29 protein-coding genes, 1 rRNA gene and 1 pseudogene are annotated in these 22,398 nt (G+C 35.8%); 9 read left to right on the top strand and 22 right to left on the bottom strand.

Annotated features, from left to right (window positions below; all coding sequences use genetic code 11):
- Window positions 1-16: 16 nt before the first annotated feature.
- From ACFSUL_RS16740 to ACFSUL_RS16780, 9 genes and pseudogenes are all read right to left on the bottom strand, one after another.
- Window positions 17-1,151 (bottom strand): annotated as a pseudogene (locus ACFSUL_RS16740) (MBL fold metallo-hydrolase).
- Window positions 1,152-1,189: 38 nt separating this feature from the next.
- Complete coding sequence (locus ACFSUL_RS16745; protein WP_071412458.1) at window positions 1,190-1,585, bottom strand: DsrE/DsrF/DrsH-like family protein; 396 nt, start codon at window positions 1,583-1,585, stop codon at window positions 1,190-1,192.
- A 169-nt stretch (window positions 1,586-1,754) separates the two neighbouring features.
- Window positions 1,755-2,327 carry a sulfurtransferase TusA family protein gene (locus ACFSUL_RS16750; protein WP_377937742.1) on the bottom strand — a complete coding sequence of 191 codons (573 nt, stop codon included), beginning with the start codon at window positions 2,325-2,327 and terminating at the stop codon, window positions 1,755-1,757.
- A 52-nt stretch (window positions 2,328-2,379) separates the two neighbouring features.
- Entirely contained in the window at window positions 2,380-2,676 is a 297-nt protein-coding gene (locus ACFSUL_RS16755) for a rhodanese-like domain-containing protein (protein WP_377937066.1), read from the bottom strand.
- Between the two features lie 25 nt (window positions 2,677-2,701).
- Complete coding sequence (locus tag ACFSUL_RS16760; RefSeq protein WP_377937067.1) at window positions 2,702-3,061, bottom strand: rhodanese-like domain-containing protein; 360 nt, start codon at window positions 3,059-3,061, stop codon at window positions 2,702-2,704.
- A 48-nt stretch (window positions 3,062-3,109) separates the two neighbouring features.
- Window positions 3,110-3,589: a DsrE/DsrF/DrsH-like family protein gene (locus ACFSUL_RS16765; RefSeq protein WP_071412462.1), complete on the bottom strand. Its 480-nt coding sequence runs from the start codon at window positions 3,587-3,589 to the stop codon at window positions 3,110-3,112.
- 65 nt (window positions 3,590-3,654) lie between these two features.
- Complete coding sequence (locus ACFSUL_RS16770) at window positions 3,655-3,882, bottom strand: sulfurtransferase TusA family protein (RefSeq protein WP_071412463.1); 228 nt, start codon at window positions 3,880-3,882, stop codon at window positions 3,655-3,657.
- 88 nt (window positions 3,883-3,970) lie between these two features.
- On the bottom strand, window positions 3,971-4,231 hold the full coding sequence (locus tag ACFSUL_RS16775; protein ID WP_071412464.1) for a metal-sensitive transcriptional regulator: 261 nt from the start codon (window positions 4,229-4,231) through the stop codon (window positions 3,971-3,973).
- Window positions 4,232-4,250: 19 nt separating this feature from the next.
- Window positions 4,251-4,616, bottom strand: a complete 366-nt coding sequence (locus ACFSUL_RS16780; RefSeq protein WP_084778377.1) for a hypothetical protein — start codon at window positions 4,614-4,616, stop codon at window positions 4,251-4,253.
- Between the two features lie 311 nt (window positions 4,617-4,927).
- Here ACFSUL_RS16780 and ACFSUL_RS16785 point away from each other — a divergent pair, with 311 nt between their 5' ends.
- From ACFSUL_RS16785 to ACFSUL_RS16805, 5 genes are all read left to right on the top strand, one after another.
- Window positions 4,928-5,395 carry a DUF2243 domain-containing protein gene (locus ACFSUL_RS16785; protein ID WP_071412465.1) on the top strand — a complete coding sequence of 156 codons (468 nt, stop codon included), beginning with the start codon at window positions 4,928-4,930 and terminating at the stop codon, window positions 5,393-5,395.
- 23 nt (window positions 5,396-5,418) lie between these two features.
- Window positions 5,419-5,871 carry a hypothetical protein gene (locus ACFSUL_RS16790; RefSeq protein WP_377937068.1) on the top strand — a complete coding sequence of 151 codons (453 nt, stop codon included), beginning with the start codon at window positions 5,419-5,421 and terminating at the stop codon, window positions 5,869-5,871.
- A gap of 297 nt (window positions 5,872-6,168) precedes the next feature.
- Window positions 6,169-6,345 carry a hypothetical protein gene (locus ACFSUL_RS16795; protein WP_377937069.1) on the top strand — a complete coding sequence of 59 codons (177 nt, stop codon included), beginning with the start codon at window positions 6,169-6,171 and terminating at the stop codon, window positions 6,343-6,345.
- A 551-nt stretch (window positions 6,346-6,896) separates the two neighbouring features.
- The gene (locus ACFSUL_RS16800; RefSeq protein WP_377937070.1) at window positions 6,897-7,319 is read left to right on the top strand and encodes a DUF1801 domain-containing protein; all 423 of its coding nucleotides are present in this window, start codon (window positions 6,897-6,899) and stop codon (window positions 7,317-7,319) included.
- 242 nt (window positions 7,320-7,561) lie between these two features.
- On the top strand, window positions 7,562-8,014 hold the full coding sequence (locus tag ACFSUL_RS16805) for a YndM family protein (protein ID WP_377937071.1): 453 nt from the start codon (window positions 7,562-7,564) through the stop codon (window positions 8,012-8,014).
- A gap of 164 nt (window positions 8,015-8,178) precedes the next feature.
- On the opposite strand, the gene ACFSUL_RS16810 is transcribed toward ACFSUL_RS16805, so the two are convergent.
- A complete protein-coding gene (locus ACFSUL_RS16810) occupies window positions 8,179-9,036 on the bottom strand; it encodes a manganese catalase family protein (protein WP_071412469.1) in 858 nt (285 codons plus the stop codon).
- A 192-nt stretch (window positions 9,037-9,228) separates the two neighbouring features.
- Complete coding sequence (locus ACFSUL_RS16815; RefSeq protein WP_071412470.1) at window positions 9,229-9,861, bottom strand: LysE family transporter; 633 nt, start codon at window positions 9,859-9,861, stop codon at window positions 9,229-9,231.
- A 289-nt stretch (window positions 9,862-10,150) separates the two neighbouring features.
- Here ACFSUL_RS16815 and asnA point away from each other — a divergent pair, with 289 nt between their 5' ends.
- Window positions 10,151-11,164, top strand: coding sequence for an aspartate--ammonia ligase (asnA, locus tag ACFSUL_RS16820; protein WP_377937072.1), 1,014 nt, complete (start codon window positions 10,151-10,153; stop codon window positions 11,162-11,164).
- A gap of 64 nt (window positions 11,165-11,228) precedes the next feature.
- On the opposite strand, the gene ACFSUL_RS16825 is transcribed toward asnA, so the two are convergent.
- From ACFSUL_RS16825 to ACFSUL_RS16865, 9 genes are all read right to left on the bottom strand, one after another.
- Window positions 11,229-11,402: a hypothetical protein gene (locus tag ACFSUL_RS16825; RefSeq protein WP_377937073.1), complete on the bottom strand. Its 174-nt coding sequence runs from the start codon at window positions 11,400-11,402 to the stop codon at window positions 11,229-11,231.
- A gap of 258 nt (window positions 11,403-11,660) precedes the next feature.
- Window positions 11,661-11,846 (bottom strand): type Z 30S ribosomal protein S14, encoded by a 186-nt coding sequence (locus ACFSUL_RS16830; RefSeq protein ID WP_071412473.1) that lies wholly within the window; start codon window positions 11,844-11,846, stop codon window positions 11,661-11,663.
- Window positions 11,847-11,944: 98 nt separating this feature from the next.
- A 5S ribosomal RNA gene (rrf, locus tag ACFSUL_RS16835) occupies window positions 11,945-12,061 on the bottom strand.
- A gap of 1,261 nt (window positions 12,062-13,322) precedes the next feature.
- Window positions 13,323-14,588: an erythromycin esterase family protein gene (locus ACFSUL_RS16840; protein ID WP_377937074.1), complete on the bottom strand. Its 1,266-nt coding sequence runs from the start codon at window positions 14,586-14,588 to the stop codon at window positions 13,323-13,325.
- A 27-nt stretch (window positions 14,589-14,615) separates the two neighbouring features.
- On the bottom strand, window positions 14,616-14,978 hold the full coding sequence (locus ACFSUL_RS16845; protein ID WP_377937744.1) for a hypothetical protein: 363 nt from the start codon (window positions 14,976-14,978) through the stop codon (window positions 14,616-14,618).
- Window positions 14,979-15,016: 38 nt separating this feature from the next.
- Window positions 15,017-15,280 carry a DUF1292 domain-containing protein gene (locus tag ACFSUL_RS16850; RefSeq protein WP_377937075.1) on the bottom strand — a complete coding sequence of 88 codons (264 nt, stop codon included), beginning with the start codon at window positions 15,278-15,280 and terminating at the stop codon, window positions 15,017-15,019.
- A 216-nt stretch (window positions 15,281-15,496) separates the two neighbouring features.
- Window positions 15,497-15,667 (bottom strand): DUF3934 family protein, encoded by a 171-nt coding sequence (locus tag ACFSUL_RS16855; protein ID WP_377937076.1) that lies wholly within the window; start codon window positions 15,665-15,667, stop codon window positions 15,497-15,499.
- 281 nt (window positions 15,668-15,948) lie between these two features.
- Complete coding sequence (locus ACFSUL_RS16860) at window positions 15,949-16,176, bottom strand: hypothetical protein (protein WP_377937077.1); 228 nt, start codon at window positions 16,174-16,176, stop codon at window positions 15,949-15,951.
- A gap of 218 nt (window positions 16,177-16,394) precedes the next feature.
- A complete protein-coding gene (locus ACFSUL_RS16865; RefSeq protein WP_377937078.1) occupies window positions 16,395-17,093 on the bottom strand; it encodes a YetF domain-containing protein in 699 nt (232 codons plus the stop codon).
- A 175-nt stretch (window positions 17,094-17,268) separates the two neighbouring features.
- Here ACFSUL_RS16865 and ACFSUL_RS16870 point away from each other — a divergent pair, with 175 nt between their 5' ends.
- Complete coding sequence (locus ACFSUL_RS16870; protein ID WP_377937079.1) at window positions 17,269-17,745, top strand: spore coat protein; 477 nt, start codon at window positions 17,269-17,271, stop codon at window positions 17,743-17,745.
- Window positions 17,746-17,889: 144 nt separating this feature from the next.
- Here the strand turns inward: ACFSUL_RS16870 and ACFSUL_RS16875 are convergent, their stop codons facing one another.
- Window positions 17,890-18,561, bottom strand: a complete 672-nt coding sequence (locus ACFSUL_RS16875) for a DUF421 domain-containing protein (protein ID WP_377937080.1) — start codon at window positions 18,559-18,561, stop codon at window positions 17,890-17,892.
- An 81-nt stretch (window positions 18,562-18,642) separates the two neighbouring features.
- Entirely contained in the window at window positions 18,643-19,866 is a 1,224-nt protein-coding gene (locus ACFSUL_RS16880; RefSeq protein WP_377937081.1) for an MFS transporter, read from the bottom strand.
- 454 nt (window positions 19,867-20,320) lie between these two features.
- Between ACFSUL_RS16880 and gvpU the strand changes: the two genes are divergently transcribed.
- On the top strand, window positions 20,321-20,749 hold the full coding sequence (gene gvpU, locus ACFSUL_RS16885; RefSeq protein WP_377937082.1) for a gas vesicle accessory protein GvpU: 429 nt from the start codon (window positions 20,321-20,323) through the stop codon (window positions 20,747-20,749).
- A gap of 124 nt (window positions 20,750-20,873) precedes the next feature.
- Window positions 20,874-22,214, top strand: a complete 1,341-nt coding sequence (locus ACFSUL_RS16890; RefSeq protein WP_377937083.1) for an amino acid permease — start codon at window positions 20,874-20,876, stop codon at window positions 22,212-22,214.
- Window positions 22,215-22,398: the final 184 nt, after the last annotated feature.

Raw genomic sequence — 22,398 nt, forward strand, 5'->3', positions numbered from 1 at the left:
TCCTACCAACCGTACATTATCGAACTGCACAACGGTTAGGTCCAATCTCCATTTCACGTTGTTTTTCTTCATCTGGACTAATTTTCCCCATATTTGTTTCACGTATTTCTTGATAGGCATTTGGCTGCGGTGGTAAATTTTCCGTTACTAATTTTCTAAATTCCTCTTCATCTTCAATGTTTAAACCATGGTTTTGAGCGTACAGCGTACCTAATTTTTCGGAAACACTACCATCCGCGTTTAATTCATCGATAATCATAAAATGTGCTGGGAGAACGATTAGTTCTTCTGATAATTCTTTGTAACGGGTATAAAGACTTTCTCTTAGATCTCCCACCCAATCTTCTGCCAACCCAGCTAAGTCTGGTCTTCCAATTGAATCAATAAACAAAATATCGCCTGTTAATAAGAACTTTTCATCTACAACAAAGGAAGTAGATCCAATCGTATGGCCTGGTGAATATAATGCATGAATATTGATGGAAGTGTTCCCAATGGTTACTTCATTTCCATTTTCTAATCGTTGGTAGTCAAACGTCACTTCCGTCGCATCCTCTGGCGGCAACCAGTATGTTGCATTCGTTTTTTCAGCGAGTCTGCGTCCACCCGAAATATGATCAGCATGTAAATGTGTATCAAATACATGGGTAATTTTTGCACCGACTGTTTCAGCAAATTCTAAATAGACGTCTGTCATTCTTGTTGAGTCGATGATCGCAGCTTCACCGTTTGAAACTACCATGTACGATAGACACCCTTTCCCGATGCGGACAAATTGATAAATTTCACCGCCATCTTCTAAGTCCCCAACTTTAACAGGTTCTAAATGTTCGCTCCAAGCTTTCATTCCACCTTTTAGATAGGAAACCGTTACCCCTGCATCAGAAAGCATTTCCGCAACAAATATCGATGAACCCTCTTTCGCACAAACAACTAATATATCCTTATCAGTAGGAAGTTTTCCCATAATATCTTCCACACCATCAAGTAAGTCAAAGTACGGAACATTTAGATATTCAAAGTTTTCTCCTTCAACTTTCCAATCTTCGAAATCACTTTCATTGCGAACATCTAAAACGAATAATGGTTCTTTATTAAATACTTTTTCTGTTACTTCTTTTGAAGTCATTACATTTACAGTCATACTCAATTTACCCCCCGTGGTATAATTTATGATAAAAAAATATCATTAAAATGTTAACGTTACATCTGCGTCTTTAGCAAACTCTAAAAATGTTACTGCTCCACCAACTTCAATTCCATTAACAAATGCATCTTTTTCTAACCCCATAACATCCATCGTCATTTGGCAACCAATGAATTTCACGCCCATTTCTTGCGCCATTGCAACTAATTCTGGAATAGCTGGAACATTTGCTTTGGCAAAACCGTCTTCAAAATGTTCTTTTCCTTCAGGCATTGGAAGTTGCTTGTACCCTTCTTTATGAATTAAGTTTAACCCTTCAAATGTGAAGAAAATTGCTACTTCTTGATCGGTTGCAGCTGCTGCTGTGGCAATGTTAAACACCTTATACGCATCAAATAATCCACCATTACTTGCAATAATTGCTACTTTTTTATTCATTGTATATTCCTCCTCAATTTTTGTACATTTATATTTTTTAGCAAGAGTTTTTATAAGCCATTACCTATTCTCTTCTGTTTACCATCCCGCACTTTGGGCTAACAAAATGAAACCTCCATCAGTGGGAAGATTCTTTTCCCCACTGATGATTCATTAAACGAATAGCTCCTTACTTCGTTAACGACACCGTTTCACCAGACCATTCACTCATACCCGGTACAACATTTATAACGTTTGTAAATCCTTTTTCTGCGAGCTTTTGTGCAGCTAAATCACTACGGCTTCCAGTACGACATACAACATAAATTTCTGCTTCCTTGTTTAATTCATTTAAACGATCTTCTAATTCCCCCATCGGAATAGAGATTGCATTTGGAATATGATTGAACGCATATTCTGCAGATTCTCTAACATCTAGAACAACACTATTGTTTTCATTCCGTTTGTTTTCAAGTTCTTCATTAGTTACTACATTGGGATGCTTTCTTTCTATTTTTTCATCACTAGCCGACTTTCTTAAATAATGTTTTAACACGTCGCCTTCTTCTAGTGTTCCTAAGTATTGATGACCAGTGCTCTCCGACCACGCTTTAATGTCCGCTGTTGATCCTTTATCTGTTGCCTGGACCTCTAATACTAGACCATCTGCTAGATTCTTCATCGTCTTTTTCGTTTTCACTATTGGCATTGGGCATGCTAATCCTTTTGCATCTAGTGTTTCGTTCGCCTTTATGTTTTCCATCATTATAGCCTCCTGTTTTATACCTATAGGGGTATTTATAATATTAAAAAAATTATTCGACTTTCCCTTCCCAAGAAAGCATTCCGCCTTCCATATTAATAACGTTAAACCCTTGACTTTCAAGTAGTTTCGATGCGCGACCACTTCTACCACCGGAACGACAAACCATAATATATTCTTTTGATTTATCTAATTCATGCATCCGAAACTCAACTAATCCTAATGGGATATTTACTGCTCCTGGAATTTTTCCTTCTGCGACCTCGTCTGTTTCGCGTACATCAATAATATCCGCCGCTTTCCCTTCCTTTACTAATACTTCTACTTCTTTAGCAGTTAATGTTTTCATTCTTTATTTCCTCCTTATCTTTTAGTTAGCTCCAGGCACTCATACCGCCTTTAACATTTGTAACTTGTTGAAAGCCATGTTTCTTTAACAATTTACTAGCCTTATTGCTTCTCATTCCACTCTGGCAAATAACGACAACCTCTTTTTCCTTTGATAAGTCATTTACTTTATTAGCTAATTGGTGAAGGGGAATATTTTTAAATCCACGAATGCTGTTCCCTTTAAACTCACTTGGTGTTCGCACATCGATATATTGTTTGTTTCTATCGTTCAACTGATTTTTTAAAGCTGTTGTCGAAATTTGTTTTACACCTTTTGACGGCAACATTTTCTGAATTAAAAAGAAAACAAGAAAGGCTGGGATGATATAATTTAAATACTCCATTTCTATCTTCCTCCTTATTTATGTAGGGGACAGTCTCCCCTAAGAAAATTAAATGAATAAGTTTACATTACCATCCTGAGCATCTGCTAAATATGCCGCAACACCAGCATAGTCGATATCATCCAATAATTCTTCTTTCTGAAGACCTAACAGATCCATTGTCATCGTACATGCGACTAATTTAACGTCTTGCTCGATTGCCATTTCGACTAATTGTGGTAGAGGCAGCGCGTTATGCTTCTTCATCACACTTTTAATCATCTTAGGACCAAAACCAGCAAAGTTCATTTTCGAAAGTCCCATTTTATCTGCACCTCTAGGCATCATTTTGCCGAACATTTTTTCCATGAAGCCCTTTTTCGTCATAATATTTTCCTCTTTACGTAAGGCGTTTAATCCCCAGAAAGTGTGGAAAATCGTTACTTCATGATCATAAGCAGCTGCACCATTTGCAATAATATAGGCTGCCATCGCTTTATCGTAATCACCACTAAATAATACAATGGTTGTTTTTTTCGTTTCTGACATAGTAGTGTCCTCCTTAACAATATCAATTACCAATACCTGTACAGGTATTTACTTTTTTAAAAAAATTACCCTTTTTTAATCCAAAACATGAAAATATCATTTGCTTCTTCTTGTTTCACTAGCTCATGCCCACCTGATTTCGCCCAAGCAGAAAGATCACTTTTGGCTCCTTTGTCAGTAGTATGAATTTCTAATACTTGACCTGATTCAAGTTCATTCATTGCTTTTTTTGTTTTAACGATTGGCATTGGACATGCTAATCCTTTTGCATCCACTATTTTATCTACTGTCATCTTTTTATTCCTCCAGTAACTTTTTATTTACCTTTACCCCTATGGGTATATTATCAAAACAAAAAAAGAAAGTCAACAAGTGAATTTCTTATCGGCTTTTCACAAGTAAGTTGACCGCTTCTTTTATTAATTCGTCTGTGTTTTCCCCGTTTTTTTCCGCCTCGAGAACACATTCAACTAAGTTTGAGCTTACAACAACGCCTACTGTTCTGTCCACTGCGGAACGAACTGCTGACAGTTGGGTAATCACTTCCTTACAATCCTTGCCTTCTTCCATCATTTTCAACACACCTCTAAGCTGGCCTTCCATTCGTTTTACTCTGTTTTTGACTTGATCGTTGTACTCCATAAGTGATTGCTCCTTCCTATTATGCTGGTTTGTATTTCGCTTTTTGTTTACATTTACAGCTTGTTAGTCTATATCCTACTACATTAATATCTTTTTTTCTAAGAAAGCGAATACTAATATTTTTTTCCAAACGATTAGATGCTACTACAAAAACTTGCATATGGGACAACTCATGATAATTTCTTGTTAAATACATAACCGGAATGTTAGTGGATCCTGGAATAGGATCATTATACGACTGAATATAGTCTCTTACATCTACCGTTTTGATTGAATCCGCACCTTGGTTGAGTGAACTTACACACGGAACTCCCCGAATAGGAACATACCTTATATAGAGGAAGCCAAGGATTATGCTAAGGAACAATATTAGCAACAGCAACATATATAAAACTCCTTAATTACCCTAAAAATGATTACTTACAAGACTTATAATATACCCTAATAGGTATATTGTCAACACTCTAATATAGAATACGAGATGTTAGGAACCATAACTAGATTAACCGCCTGTCTCACTACCATGTTTTCTTCGATTCCTCAACACCCTAAAGTAGAGGGATACTACCTGCTAATACGGGATAAATTGATGAAAAGCTATTTTTTTCTATCGGTTTATCCTATCAATAGTATAATAACTTTTCTTTTGGAAAAGATGCAATAATGTTCAGAATTTTTTATAGCGGAGGAGAAGTTATGAGTACAAACACAAAAAAAGGATTAATTAACATCGGTAGTTTTGTGTTAGGATTTGGATTTTTAGGTGCTTTAGATGGGATTGTTTTTCACCAATTATTGCAATGGCACAGCGTTATTATGGAAACCGATCGCCCTGGCCAAATAGCTAGCGACGGTCTATTTCATTTTGCTGTCACGCTTACGTTAGTTCTAGGTGGAATTCTTTTATGGCTAGCAGGAAACCCAACTAGTCTTTCCAAAGGGATTCGATTATTAGTTGGTGGATTCCTTATAGGTGGTGGTGCTTTTAATTTAATAGAAGGGATTGTAAACCACCATCTGCTACAAATTCACCGTGTAAAGCCGGGAGATCCTAATGCTTTGACCTATGATCTTGCATTTCTTGGATTAGGCATTCTTTTACTTGTTATTGGATATTTCATTAAACGAGGCGGAAAATCACAGCCTACAACACTAGGGGCATAAGGAAGGATAAAATGGAGGATAAAATGTATAGATTCATTAGCTTTTTCGTCATTTTTTCTTTTGTTTCCGTCATGCTTTACTTTCATCAACAAAATGGGCATGACAGTGCATCAAACCATGCAGAAAAACATCAGCGTATTGTCATCCCCTCATCTCAGTCCGTTCCTTCTATTACTGGATCTGTAACACAAGATCCATCAGGGACATGGCTGTTAACTATTAAAACAAATAATTTTCGCTTTACACCTGAAAAGGTAGGAACAGATGACATTCGTTATGATGAAGGGCATGCCCATTTATATATTAATGGTGAAAAAATTAATCGAATATACGGAAATTATTATAATGTAGATTCCCTTGAACCAGGAACACACCATATTAAGGTTACGCTTAATGGGAATAACCATGGCATTTTTACTCATAATGGAGAGGAAATTGCCTTCAATCAAACAATTAATATTCCTAAAACGAACTAACCTTTCCTGTGCCGGTTTTAGCGATATTTTCTTATAAAGTGAATTTGGTCAGTAGCGTATTCTTCTTTTCCTGTTCGAAGTGGAGCTCAGAAAAAGACTGTGTACTAACATTGTTATCTATTAATGTAGAATTTATCACTCGAAAGATTAAGTCTACATTAAGATTAGGATTGTCTTAATTGCCTAAAAAACATTGAGCGATATATGTTTTGATCCTATTGAATTTTTTCAATTATTAACTTAAAATTCATAGTATATATATAGGAATTAACGGGATATAGAAGGAGGCCTTGTATCATGAACGTTTTAAAACGACTTATGTACGAAAAGTGTCCGAAGTGTAATAAGAAATTGGAAACAAGTAAGTCCCATATCATAAATGCAGTTGTCATAAAGTCATGTCCTGAAAATCACTTTCAAAGAGAATATCATCCAGCTTTAGAAACCTATATAGAAAGTGATAAAGTTGGTTAAAACTATATTAATCTGTGGGGATATGTCACCTCCCCACAACTATTAAAAAAGTTGTATTTATTTTATTAGGCTGTGGTGGTAAATTTTCTGTTACTATTTTTCTAAATTCATCCCCAATAGGTCATCCATGTTTTTTCTCATATAAGACACCAAACCTTTCCGCTATACTCTCAGCTTCTACTTTTCCAGCCAACTATCCGGACGTCCGATGGAATTAATGACTAAAAGACCTGAGGTAATAGACCGCTCCATGCTTTTCGACAAGTTTTTCCTCTTTACCATCTTTCTAGGTTCTTACACATATCTCCCTTTGATTCTTTATAAAGCTAGACTAATTATCCCAAGCCTTTCCCTATCTTACATTGACCCTTTATGACATAATCCAAAGATAAAAATTACTATACTCATATGGGTATTTAATATCGTTAAATTGAGTAACAGGACTAGAAAAGTAAGCGGAATTACGGAAGGTAGAAGGAAAAGAGATTCTAATGCAGAAGTTTTGGTATAGTTCATGTTTACACTTTTACCAAAAAGGAGAGGTTTCACTTATGTACGAACTAAAAACAAAAGAAAATGACAACAGCGTCATGGAGTTTATTGAAAATGTTGAGAGCCCGAAAAAACGAGAAGATGCCTATAAATTATTAGATATTTTTACGGAGACAAGCGGATTTAAAGCGAAGATGTGGGGACCGAGTATTATCGGATTTGGTTCCTATCATTATAAGTATAAATCTGGTCACGAAGGTGATGCACCACTAGTAGGGTTTTCCCCTCGAAAAGCAAAAATCAGTTTGTATTTTGCAACAGGTGACACAAAGCGAGAAGAGTTACTAAAGGAGTTTGGAAAACATACGACAGGAAAAGCATGTGTCTACATTAATAAAGTAGCAGATATTAATGTTGATGTGCTAAAAGAATTAATTAATCAATCCATAAAATTTTTAAAAGAATCCTATCCGGATAATTAACTGTTTAAAAAGCGGAGTACATAATAGTTTTAGCTTGATGGTTGATACGTTTGGTAATAGTAGACGAAAACAAAATTCATCTCAAAAAATATTTAATCCTTTATCATACCTCCCTTTTCAATATGCTTGTAGACATTCTATTCACGATTTTAAAGTTGAGAGATAATCTTTTTAGTAAACATTAAAATTGTGAATAGTATTACTTCTAAGTATGCATAATACACTGAAAAGGAGTTGATATAATGGACCATATTAAAGCATTAGCAATAAAATTTATTTCTAGTTTTATTCTTTTGTATATTATACTAGGGTTATTTTATGACATGTCTTTCGGGAATGTTCTCCTCATCACTTTAGTTTTAGGAGCCGCTTCATATATAATTGGCGACATGTTTATTTTACCAAAAACTAATAACGCAATTGCTACGTTTGCAGACTTTGGACTAGCCTTTATGATTATCTGGTTAATGGGAGCAAACTTAACTAACGGAGATAATTTATTGACAGTCTCTTTCATTTCTGCAGCAGGAGTAGCACTATTTGAATACCTCTTTCACAAATATATCTCTAATCATGTTATGGCAAAAACAGAAAATGAAAATAATCGAACAGGAAATTTACGATACCAAACAGAAGCTTCAGAAGAGCTAAGCCCGAATAGAATGGATACGAAAGATGAAAACGAAGACGAATGATAGTCAATAAAGGATAGGTCATTCCTTTTCATTCACAGAAAAAGTCCCTTTCCGCTCCAACCCACTCCATTTTTTCAAATGTTGTTAAAAGTAACAACCTTTTAGAAAACACCCTAAAGAAAAAAGAGGCTGGGACAGATGGTTTCCAACCTCTTTTAAAATCATTATAAACTTGGGGGAATTAACCCGTTATTTTCTCTAAGAACAGACGGTAATGTATCATGAATATACGGAGGCGCAGGATTCAATTTTGGCTTTTTAGTACATGGAACCGGATTCTCCACATAGTTAAATGTTCCGAGTCCATCCATACTAGTCCCATGAGCCCAACGTCCCGTAGCACTTTTATTTCCTTGAGAAAGATTAAATAACGTATAAGAAACTTCTTGTTTTTCTAATTCTTTAGGGAATGTACTTGGCACGACAACATTCTCTTTTGCTTCGAGTTCCTTGATGGCTGCAATCCATTGATTTTGATGCATCCTATCACGAGCAATCAGCCATGATAGCATATCTTTTACACCAGGGTCACTTGTTGCCTCATATAATCTGACGGCCTGTAAACGACCTTGAGATTCAGCGTTGAGATTAGCCCTAAAATCAGCAAGTAAATTTCCACTTGCGATGATATAATCTGCTGTCCATTTATTTCCAACGCTGTCCGCAGGCATTGCCCCTAGGCCAGAAACAATCGCATGTTGAGGGTTCATCCCACCAAGAATAGCGGCAATGACAGGGTCCTTCGCAGCTTCTTCTAGATCTCCAACCGGTGCACCATCTAAAAGCCTTGCAATCATTGTTGCAAGCATTTCAATATGAGCTAATTCTTCTGTACCAGTATCCATTAGCAAGTCTTTATATTTTCCGTTTCCGCGCACATTCCATCCCTGAAACAGGTACTGTAAAGCAACCGATATTTCACCAAACTGTCCACCTAATATCTCCTGCAACTGTTTCGCAAAAAGCGGATCCGGTCTTTCCGGTTTTGCATGATATTGTAATTCTTTTCTATGAAAAAACAAACTACACACCTCACTGTAATAAATGTCATTCTATTAGCCTCGACTTATTGTATTACAAGTGATAGTAATGGGTGTATGTCCTTTAAAAATTCGTTCCTTATGAACGTTTTATGAGAATAATAAATAGGGAACAGAAGATATGATATAATTCGGCTTCCCCTGCCCTAGATTAAACCCAAACAGAAGAAGTTTCTAACCAAATAGTGCTTTTACTCCTTGATATCCAAAATACACACCAAATCCGATTAATGATATACCGGATATAATAGAGATAACTTTAAGGCTTGTATCATTTAAAAATTTTCGGAACCCAGTCGTCAATCCTGCAACAAAAAGATCCCATAGAGTTAAACCAATAAATATCATACAACTGTAGAGCAATAGCTGACTAGTCCCATTCATTTGCGCTGTTTTTGCTAATACGGACCCATATATTCCTAGCCAGAAAAGAATAGATAATGGGCTCGTTATAGACATAATAAATCCAGTAAGAAAGCATTTAAATAAGGATTCTTTTTTTCTGCTTTGCGTCAAACTAACAGCATTCACCCCTAAAATGCTTTCAACTCCTGAATAGATAAGTATAAAGCCACCAAATAACCAAAGAAAAATTTGGACTATAGGAATTCCTAAAAATTGAACCATTCCCAAATACACCAACAGCATAAAGAAAGCATCCGCAATCATCGAACCAGCTCCTACGATCCACGCGTGCCAGAAACCGTTCTTTATCCCTTTATCTAGTCGAGCAGAGTTTACCGGGCCAATCGGCGCTGCTAATGTTATTCCTAAAAATATATAACTAATAAAAATACTTATACTCAAGAAAAACACTCACCCCCACAATAGATAACTTGTACATTCTATGTTAGGAGTTCTATTCTAATACTTTATTTTCAATAACTATATTAACTCATGCCCCCTCCCCTATTGTCACAACTCAGAAACTTTCTCATAAAGTAATTTAGTCAATTACCTAATTACATTGATAAAAATTAACCTCAGAGAATAAAGTGGAGAAATTAACACATTGAACGGTAGTAATAACCTAGAAGTAAAATTATTATCGTTAAAAATTTACACTAGATTACTTATCTAACTGGAGGATGATTAAATGAGTAATACAGTAGCTATACCAAACGGATACAAATCTAAGCTTGATTTAATGCATACAGAAATCGCCATTAAAGAGATAAAAGATCATTTTGAAGATAAACTCTCAGAAGCATTAAACTTAATAAAAGTATCAGCCCCTTTACTTTTAAATAGCGGAAGAGGAGTAAATGATAATTTAAACGGTGTGGAGCGAATCGTCTCCTTTGATGCGTTAGACCTGAAGGATACACAAATTGAATTAGTTCAATCCTTAGCAAAATGGAAAAGGATGGCTCTAGCTAGGTATGGTTTTACCTTTGGTGAGGGACTCTACACAAACATGAATGCAGTAAGAAGAGATGAAGTATTAGACAATCTACACTCCATGTATGTTGATCAATGGGACTGGGAGAAAGTTATAGCAAAGGAGCAACGTAACCTTGATACATTAAAAACCGAAGTGAAAAAAATTTATCATGCAATGAAAGAAACTGAAAGCTATATGTATGAATTCCATCCTGCGCTTAAGCCTATACTACCAGATGAAATTTATTTTATCACAACGCAACAGCTTGAACTATTGTATCCTAATCTTACTCCAGAGCAAAGAGAAGATGTAATTACAAAAGAACATGGCGCTGTTTTCATCATGCAAATTGGCGAGGTACTACGTTCGGGAGAAAAGCATGGTGGGCGTTCGCCAGACTATGATGATTGGACGTTGAATGGAGATATCATATTTTGGAATCCCCTCTTGGAAAGATCTTTTGAAGTTTCTTCCATGGGTATTAGAGTAGATGAAAAAACTTTATTAAAACAACTAAAACTTGCAAATAATGAAGAGAGACGTGTACTTGATTATCATAAATCCGTTTTAAACGGAGACCTTCCCTATACAATCGGTGGGGGAATAGGACAGTCTAGATTATGTATGTTTTTCCTAAAGAAAGCTCATATTGGTGAGGTTCAGGCTTCTGTATGGAATGATAAAATTTTAAAGGATTGTAAAAAAAGAAATATAACTCTTTTGTAATGAGATATAATCAATTAGGAATAAAAGGGCCTTATCCCTTATAGGTAGAAATAAGGCCCTACTCTTATTGTAATTGGTTGTTTTGTTGGGTTTGCGGCGCCTGTTGGTTATTGCTTGCCATCCCTGTCATTCCTGTAATCATATTTTGTAACTGTCCAGCACGTCCAGTCATCAAACTATAAGTTGCTGCTCCCACACCAATAGAAGCTACTATTGGTAACCATGCAGAATTTTTCATTTGCATTATTGCTTCACTCCCTAACAAATTGCTTTACAGCCTTTTTATTTTGTCATTAGTCTTTCAACAATATGTTAGTGAGTTATTTCCATGATTAAACTGTTTATGCTTTTGACTAAACCGCTAAAAAGTCAAGGTAACAACTGTAATTGAGAAATGGAAAATTAAAATAAAAAAACACCTAAGAGATTTTATCTCCTAAGTGTTTTAAAACCTAATTATTCTTTTGATTAAAATTGAGTTACTTTATTATACAGTTTACCAACTTGCTTTTTTTACACCTGGAATTTGTCCCTTATAAGCAAGTTCACGAAAACAGATGCGACATAATTTGAATTTTCGAAGGACAGAATGTGGACGACCACAATGTTCACAACGAGTGTATTCTTGTACTGAAAACTTTTGTGTTCTTTTTTGTTTTTCAATCATTGATTTCTTTGCCATTCTTTTTCCTCCTATTTAACTAATAATATATATATAAGCCTTAACATTAGTATCTAGATAATATAAAAATAGTAGCTAAGTCCTTAGCTACTATTTTTGCCTGGCAACGTCCTACTCTCGCAGGGGGAGATCCCCCAACTACCATTGGCGCTGAAGAGCTTAACTTCCGTGTTCGGCATGGGAACGGGTGTGACCTCTTCGCCATAATTACCAGACGAATATTTAATTGAAGAGTTGTTCCTTCAAAGCTAAATAAAATGAATTGTTTTGCAATCATTCCATCGTATCAACATTTATTAATGTATCACTTATTTTCGCAGAAGTCAACTTCATAATACATTTTCCCTTACACTTCTATCAATACGTTTGAATAATAGAACGGAAACTAAAAACCTCTTCCAACTTTCCTCTTCATTATTTATTTTAAAAATCTTTAACAGTTATTAAAACGACAATTAGCCTTTTCAACGATATTTTACAGATTATTTTCCCGGATTGTATCAACTTTTCTTCTATTAAAGAGCGTTTCGGGATTTACTAAATAGAAGATAACAAAACTTCAGGAACTTTTAAGCAAATTGTTCCGTAAAATGAACTACCCCCACTTAGCTAACGCTTGAAGTGGGGGATTCCTGCGAACACTAGTGTATCCACCAGTTTTTTAGCAGGCTAACCCCGCAGCTCCTGCGGTTATTACTCACTATCTTGTACGTTGGATTCTCCACACTCCCTACTTTTGCTTGGTTTTCGCTACTTCGGTGAGTGTGGGACGACGGAACGTTGAAGATTTTACGTTGCAGACGTTTTTCCTGCAACAACCCTATATCTTCAGTTTTCAAAGAACAACCTGCACAAGAAAATTATAGCACATATGTTCTTGTTGTTCAACAACTTTGGCTAACGTCAACTGACATTCATCCCCTCCCTACTCATTGGGCTACCGCCCTCCACATTCCTTGAAGAAGGGGTATTCTGTCGGAAGATGATAAATAAGGCTTTCTCAAATAAAAGAACAGTAAAGAAAAATAATGAATTATCCGTTCGGTTGTATTCCTAAGGAAACACAAAATTAAATACTCAAAAATGGAGGACTTAAGTTGAGATATTTTTATATCCCCCCATATATACCACCGCATATATATAAGTATTATTTTCTTCAAAAATTTAACTTTTCTAAAGATGGCGTAAAGTACTATCCACATCATTATTCAATTGAAAGTATAGTCCACGGAGATCATATTTATCAAAGTTCATTTGTACCCTTTGGATCATCTAACAGAATATATCAAAAGCCTCTCTTTATAAGTTCGATTCAGAGGTGCGAAATTTGATATAACTATTAGTGAAAGGCCCGCCCTCCGTACTTATTAATAAATTGTAAACATACGAAAAGGAGTTGAAATGCTTACCCAACTCCTTTTCGTATGTCCTTTAGACTAGCCTACAACTGATGCTGGAGATTAGTTACTATTATTTTTATAAAACGATTTTTTCTACTTCAAGTGGTCTAAGAGCGTTTGTGTAGTTAATATAAATAAATGCATCATACCGTTCCGATATCACGGAAGGTACATAGTTTCCGTAGTGTTCATACCTAGGATTATAAACGACACCAATGGCTCTATGACCAATTGTTTGACGAAAGAAATGTTTGTTTTCTTTGTCAAAAATTAATAGTTTGTCATCGGGGCCTGCCTGGTGCATAGCATCTTCCCAGCTACCAGCTTGGGCAGGAGGAGTAATCATTCTTTCAAGGTTCACACCCCATTGGTCCGCTGCAATCACGGTTCCACGATGGGTCCCGAACCCAACGATAAATAACTCGTCCTTTCCCTTTTGTTCCCTTAATAATTGACCTACGTTGACAATTCCTTCATCAGCCATATCTGTTGCTCTAGCATCTCCTACATGTGTATTGTGTTCCCAGATAATCCCCTTCGCCGGACTGCCATAAAACTCACTAAGTTTATTAATCACTTCCACCATGTGACGATCACGAATATTCCATGATTCATTATCATTTATAACCATTGTTCTGTAGTAATTCTCCGCATTTGCGGTTATGATTGCATTTACTTCAAGATTTAAACTACTTTCTTCTTCGTCCGTAAAACTATTTTTGTTCAAAGAGATATCAGTTAAAAGTTTGATTACCTCTTCATGACACCCCTCAGAATAAAAGGAGGCAGATACGCCATATTTTTCAGGCCGCCGATTAAATGGTTCAAAACACGCAAATGCCTTTTTAGCGGTTTCTATTTGTGGAAAATTTATTTTTTCTAAATACTTGATGATTTCATCCATTGATTCCCATAAGCTATAAACATCAATCCCATAAAACCCTACTTTCTTCTCCTTCGGCTGTTTTTGATTGTATTCCTTTAACCATTCGATAAGCTCTGCCATTTCTTCATTCGCCCACATCCATGTAGGCCAGCGGTTAAATGATTTTAAAACATCTCGAGCATTATCATGCGTTTGGTCGAAGCCTTTAATATAACGGTTTACTTGTTGGCACGCAGGCCAATCTCCTTCGACAGCTAAGAAAGTAAAACCCTTTTCTTCAATAAGTTTTTTGGAAAGTTCTGCTCTCATTTTATAAAATTCAGAAGTCCCATGTGATGCTTCCCCTAGTAACACATACTTTTTTTGATCAATCTCTTGAAGTAGAGAATTTAAATCATTTAATTCCTCAATCGGCTTTGCATAATCCTTAATGGCATGAATTAATTTTTCATTCATTTTCATCCCTCTTTTTTCGTTACTAGATTATTGTTTATATTCAGCATTGTATGAATTCTCACCGGAATGAACGGATAAAAGGGTATCGGCATATCCCACAAGGCGATTGACAATCTCATCTGAAACTGCATAAACAAGACGATGCAACTCGTTCCTATGTAATGCTGGATCATCAAAAATGATTGTCGTATTAATAAAAATATGTTTTGTATCGTAAAGGTTATAATGAATAATCGCTTTACCAGGTGCTCCACCTGTAACCGGATCCTTAAAACTTGGCAAAAAAACGTACCATTCTTCTGCAGAAGGCGATCGGAAATTTTTTGTAAATGTCATACCCTTAATCTCATCTTCTATTTGTTTCTGGATATCTTCGTCCACTACATCCATTATATTATTGTCCATTTCATTCCCTTCTTCCTGACATTTTATTCTGCTGGATTTGACTCAACAGCAATTTCGTATGCATCAAGAATCATTTCCGTCTTATCCTGATCATTTATGCCTACAAGATACTGCTCCCCTTCTTTATTTTCTACTTGCATCACAATCGTCTCGTTCACATCTTCGGCTGATTTTAGTAATGCGTATGTTTGCTCCTCCATATCAAATAAACCCTCAACAGAAAACTGTTGTTCTATACCCTCTTCATCTTCGACTGTAATATAATCTCTTTCTTTTCCATTAGCCATCCTCTACACCTCCGTTATTTTTAAGGTTAGTGTCTCCTAAAAAATTGGTTTTAAAGAATGAAAACAGTGGAATATTTTTCGTGGTGAGGATGCTCCGTATTAAAACGGAAGCAACCTTCTAAATAGCTAACGCTAAAAAATAAAAAAGGAACCAAATAAGCTTTAATAGCCTTTTAGTTCCCTTTTGTAAAATAAAATCAAATCTCATTATTCACTTTATGCCTCACCCTTATTATTACTAGTAGTCTTTGTACTACCTGACTTCTTTACCCCTTTACTTTTATATGGTTTGGCACTCTTTGCTTTATTCTCACTAGCTTTCCAACGAGTCCAGCCCTTCTTACCTGTTCCTCTACCAGTTCCACCTTTTCCTTTAGCTTTACTCATATAATCACTCCATTATTATTGTACGTTCAGTTACTAGTCGTTGGTTCGTTTTATCCATTTTACCTTGTTTCTAATCACCCATGATGAACTATACGCCATTTAACATGTCCGGCATTATGTATGAAAAAAATAAACCAAAAGTCCATTATACTTAATTTCCTCCAACTATCTTCCTGTAGAAGCCTCCGATAAAAAGATAGCATTTCTTCTTACGAGAAGATACCCCCTAGCTAAATGTTTTTATCTCTAGCAAAAAAACAAAATGGATCTAGTGCATCTGACTAGATCCTCTTTCTAACAGCTTCCCTTATTGATTCAACCATGTCGTCTGATAAATTTGCTGGCAAAGATGTTTCATTCTCAAAAACCCAGGAATTAAGTATTTCAAGGTCTGCTTTATTAAATGTAATGCTATAATCTTTATTATTTTGAGTAAAATCAGCTGTAACCGTTTCTTCGCCATCAAACCCGTCATCAATAATCATGTTATTTATTTGATAGGGATTCATGATGCACTCTCCTTTTATGTGTATAGAATTAACTTTCTATCGACATTTATTCACTTCTTCTAGACTCTCAAATAGAAAAAGTAACACCACTAAGTTTTATTAAGGTTGTTTTTATAAAGTGTATTATTTGTAGAAAATGGACCGTTCCTTTCCCCTGCAACCCACTCTATGTTTTCAACTGTTGTTAAACGCAACAATCTTCTAGAAAACAGCTTTTATTAATGCAATACATCATTTTTATTATCGATGTATAACGTACCATCTTTTTGTACTTCAGCATAAAAAACATCCGAAATGGAATGAACGCCTGCTGATTGTAACTGTTGTTCCAACCACTCTTTATCACGGTTCATTTTTTCCAAATTCGTAGTATTTATTTTTCCGTCGGATACAACAGTCGTTGAAATAGGGAAAATATCAGCCTTAACTTGTTGAATATTCATATCACTTTTCGTCAAAGGTTGCTTTGCTTCTTTTTTCATTACAGATAGTTTTCCATCCGTTTCAAAAATTGCATAATCAACATCAGCGACAGAAAATACATTTTTCTGTCTTAGTAAAGAATTCAAAGCGTCTATATCTAGGCGTACTTTACGAAGTTCCTCTTCCATGATCTTCCCTTTTTTAATAAGAATTCTTGGTTCCCCTTCAATAGCTACACGAACTTTTTTAGATTTTATATCTAAAAGCCCCATAACAATTGTAAAAGCACTCCAACATACTAAAGCGATCACTCCATTGCGAACACTTAAAGTGGAATCAATTGCAAGTGATGCCCCGATGGTACCGATTGCAATACCTGATACAAAATTAAAAAAAGTCAATTGGGACAGTTCTTTTCTGCCCATAAGCCTTGTTAAAACTAATAAAGTTGTAAAAGCAAGTGTAATCCTAAGTACAAGTTCTATAAGCGGCATATGTAAAACTCCTTAAGGTATTTTTTATGGGACCTAAGCATAAATTCCCTCATTCACTCAAAAAAATACATCTATTGCAAAAAAGAAGCTAAACAGCCCAAACTTTATGGGTTAAGTTCCTAAAATCCTTGTTGTTCATACACTAGGGTTGAATAATGGAAAAGGAGAGAAAGAAATGGAGCATAGTTATCTCGCTTGGCATGAAACACTTGAACTACATGAGTTAGTTGCATTTAATTCAATCGGTTTAATGAAGCTAAAAAGAGGTATAAAAGAAATCCAGGATAATAATTTAAAAGGTATTTACCAACAAACAATTAAAGAGCTTGAAATGAACGTAAAAGAGCTTCTTCAATTCTATCCACAGGCACCCCACCCCAATAACTCGAGTGAATACCGTAACGCTGATAGCTTCTTAGCAGGAGATTTACTAGCTTTTGCAAAAACAGCAGTAAGAAACTACGGGATTGCCATCACCGAAACAGCTACACCCGCTCTAAGAGGAGTATTAAAAAAACAACTGAATCAAGCCATTAATTGTCACGAAAGAATTTTTTCCTATATGTATAATAACGGCTTGTATCCTTCTTATAATTTAAATGAGCTTCTTCAAAATGATATGATGCTTGCTAAAAAGGCTCTGTCCATGTAAATATCTACATTCTAAGAAATTTCAAGTAGGAATGAAGTAATAGCGATACTTACTTCATTCCCATCAATGATGATACTTTCCTAATTCTTCATAGTGGGAATATGCATGACATTTTAGTCAAGTTACTTTTAAGGCGAAATTCACTTAATAATTTTGGATATACAAATCCCCTCCAGGCTCCCACTCTGCATAGCTTATTTCCTTAGGCCCTACCCCTTTAGCCTTTAGTTGCTTATGGAGCCACTCCTCATCCACTCCAACCTTTTGCAAGTTCTTTCGCAATATTTGACCATCACTAATGACTGTAAGAGGAATGGTTCTTTTCCCTCCTTTAATTTTCAAGTCCTGAAGTGTAGGTTGGTCAGACTCATACTTGCGTAAAACACTAATTCCCCCATTAGTTTCCAAAATAGCATACTCTACATCCTGGAGAGAAAAAATGTCCTTAGAACGCAGCAGCTGTTGTAGTTGATCAACATCCAGTTGATTTTTTTTCATCTCATTCCAATCTAATTTTCCTTCATTGATAATCATAGAAGGCCTTCCTTCTAGCGCAAAACGAAACCTTCGAGATTTTTGTGTTACAAACTCTGTAAGATAGATAAGACCTCCCCAAACGACAATGGAAAAGGTGATTTTTGAAAGCCCGATTTTATCGTCAAAGATTGCACTTCCTACAAACTCACCTAATACAAGTGCCGATATAAAATCGAAGGGAGTAATTTGACTAATTTGTGTTTTTCCTAGGCATTTAATGATAACAAAGAGGATCACGTATCCCCCTACAAGTTCAGTGAAAATTTGTAAGTACATCATACAATCCCCTCCACTAGCCACTTTTTATTTCCTATTTATCAGAACACCCGGTTGTCTTGATAAATTCTGCGCTTTTACGATTTAAGCATATTTAATTGTTCTTTTCTTTTCCTTTTTCGGCTTTATAAAGAGAAGCACAATAAGTAAGGCAATAAGACTAGTTCCCCCTGATAAATAAAAAATAAGATGCTCTGAAATAGACATCACGTAAGCATATGCAGGAGGACCAGCAGCAACACCAATAAACCTCATCGCACTATAAAAAGAGGTAATCGTTCCCCGCTTTTCCTTCTCGATTCCTTCTGTTATCAAAGCATCGAGACATGGGAGTGCCACCCCAATTCCAATTCCGCTAAAAACGAGAAAGATAAGCAAAAAGATAAACGAGTGTTGGAGACGTAATGCTACAAATGAGAACGCTAGTAAAGCCATTCCCCCCGCGATAACCAGTTTCATTAACCCTTTACTTTGACCAATTTTCTTTCCGGCTATAAAGGAACTTGTAGAGAGAAAGAGTAAAGGAACAGCAAGTAGTAATCCTTTATTTACTCCATCAATGTGATACTTCGTTTCTAACATATCGGAAAGATAAAATAGAACCCCAAATAAAATAAACATAATAATACATCCCACTACAAAAATGGCATAAAGCCATCTTCCTTTTTCTTTAAACGTTCCCTTTACAGATTTAATAAATTCAGCAACAGATTGTTCTTTCCGATCATGCTTTGGTATTTTCACAAAAAAGACGATAAGTAATACACTAACTAAACTAAAAAAGGGAATAAACCAAAAAGGCAAAAACCAAATAAATGAGGCTAACACAGCTCCAATAATGGGACTTAACACTTTTCCGGCAGTATTGGAAGTTTCAATTAACCCCAACCCCGATGTAATTTCTTTATCACTCTCAAACATATCTCCAATCATTGGAATAACAATAGGTGCCGCACCAGCGGAACCGATCCCCTGCAACACCCTCCCCAACAGTATTATGATGAAAGGATCTTCCATTTTCCAAGAAGCCCAACCTGCAATCCCTCCTCCAATTCCTGCAATAATCAAACAGGGAACCATCACAAATTTTCTACCAAAACGGTCTGATAAATAACCGGCTATAGGTATTAAAATAATAGCAACAATAGAATAGACTGTAATGATTAAAGAAACTTGAAACGGTGTTATTCCTAGCTTCTCTTCAATGATTGGTAAAACAGGGATAAGCATGGAATTTCCTAATGTCATCACCAGTGGAACTGATGATGTTGCTAATAAACTAACCTTCTTTGATTTCATTCTCGTCACCTTTTTAAAAATTTTTAGTAAAAATATACAACCTATACCAGAAATAAAGATAGCCTAGTGGTAACTATTAAATGTAAAAAAGCGAACTTTAAAATTTCAACTGCATTGAAAGAGACAAGCATAATAAGTAGTATGGGATATTTTCTAAAGAATATTCTATTGAAACCAATGAATAATAACTAACAATTTAGGCAAATTAATACCGGTAATAAGAAAGCACACTTATTATTTTTTCAAGACTATTTAGAAACAAATAGTAGATATTCCAATCCCTGTAATAACTTAACTTGTCCCCTTAAGAAATCAGGGTTTTTTTCACGTAGTTATGAAGCGTGGCTAGTTTTCCAATGAGGTGAGTAAATTATAACTAAATGAATTACCTATGGAATTCTAGGTTTAAAAAATGAAGGACAAGATAATAGTAAAAACACGAAAGATAAAAGAGGTGAACTTCATGGCAAATAACAAAGAGGAACAAATGGCTACAGACGATGCTGTATTACTAATGTTTTTAACGTTAGTCGAAGAAGATGGAATGGAAGTAGCAGTAACTCTCAATGTTAATGGTGTCGTCGTTTCAGGTACTCTAATAGGAGCAAGTGCCTACTATGAAGGGATTACAGAATCATCCAAAAAGTTACAGGATAGTACTATGTCAAAAATTATTACAAAAAAATTCACTGACTTAAAGGAAGGGTATTCGAAACAAAAGCAAGAGCAAGACGAAAAAGAGGAGAAAGATAAAGAAAACGCAGCAACTTTTATCCACTTAAAAAATGCTAGATATTTCGGTACAGTTGGTCAACCTACCACCAACAACGGCACTTGGTGGAGAGGAAAAATTTCTTCTGTAGATGGTTTCTCATTTGATTCTCTTGTTTAAAATAAATACCACTTTCTAGGTCTTAAAGGTATCGAAAAATAAAGGGTTTCCCATTTATTTCACGATACATAATCCAATCATTTACATCAAACAATAGTGCCTAGTTAAGGAGGTATTATATTATATGAGTAATGCTAGCAATGAGGGCGATTTAAAATGGTGGCAATTATCATTAATTGGTATTGGCTGTACCATTGGAACAGGTTATTTTCTTGGTTCAAGTATCGGTATTGGCATAACAGGGGCCTCCATTGTTTTTTCATTTATATTGGCGGCACTTGGAACTTATATTGTATTTAATGTTTTGGCAAAAATGACGGCTGAAGATCCTCAAGAGGGTTCGTTTTGTTATTATGCTGGAAAGGCCTTCGGAAAATGGGCTGGGTTTAGCTGCGGATGGAATTATTGGTGTTCCAATATTCTTATTATGGGTAGTCAATTGATAGCCCTTTCTATCCTTTCACGTTTTTGGTTCCCTCATGTGCCTCTGTGGGTTTTTGCAGCAGGGTACGCCATTCTTTCCATCATTATTGTTTTAACAGGTACAAATGGTTTCGATAGAATAGAAAACATCCTAGCTGTCGTAAAATTTGCAGCAATTGTCATGTTCATTATTCTCGCCATTGTTGCACTATTTGGTTGGATAAGTGGTGATGCCAGACAGCCTGACTTACCTACGAAAGCCAATGAACTATTCGCGAATGGATTTAAAGGGTTTTGGTCCTCCCTCATTTATGCATTTTACGCGTATGGAGGAATTGAGGTAATCGGAATTTTATCGATGCAGCTAAAAAAGAAAGAAGATGCTCCAAAGGCTGGGACAGTCATGCTGTTTAGTTTGATGGTCGTTTATGTAGCATCACTAGGACTCGCGGTAACACTTGCATCTCTAAACGCATTTCATGAGAAGGAAAGTCCCTTTGTAACAGCTTTAGCAGACTATAACCTCGCCTTTTTCCCTCATGTATTTAATGGGGCCATTATTATAGCAGGCTTTTCCACTATGACTGCCGCTTTGTTTGGGGTCACGAACCTTCTTGTAACATTAGCAAAAGACGGAGATGCTCCCGCTCTTTTTGCAAAAAAGAGCAAGAAATTAAAAGATATGCCTATTCCATCTTTAGGACTTGCAACTGTGGGATTATTGGCATCTATTATCACAGCCTTATTACTACCAGGGAAAATATATGAGTACATTACAACAGCAGCAGGCATTCTATTGTTGTATAACTGGTTCTTTATCATTATTTCTTCCCTTCGAATTCTTACATTTACCTTATGGAATAAAATTTTTGCCTTTATAGGTTTGATATTGATTATAGCTGCTGTTAGCGGAACATTATTAGAAAAAGAAATTCGACCTGGTTTCTTTGTTAGCTTATTGTTTGTAGCTATTATTGGTTTAGTATGCCTTAGAATGAAGAAAATCTGGAAAAAGCCAAAGAGTGACATTCGGTATTATTAGCAATAAACGGTTGTTTGACACTTATTTGACCAGAGTAATGTGATGTTGCTGAGATACATTCATACAACAGGGCTCAATTTAGTACGAAATCCCTCTAAATTGGCCCTGTCCCCCTCCCACTCTAGGTATGTAAAAATAAATAGGGATTGCCCCCCTTGTTCGTTTCGGGTGCAATCCCAAATGT

Origin of the sequence: Bacillus seohaeanensis (genome assembly GCF_042684945.1) — a bacterium.
Classification (GTDB): Bacteria; Bacillota; Bacilli; order Bacillales; family Bacillaceae_B; genus Rossellomorea; species Rossellomorea seohaeanensis.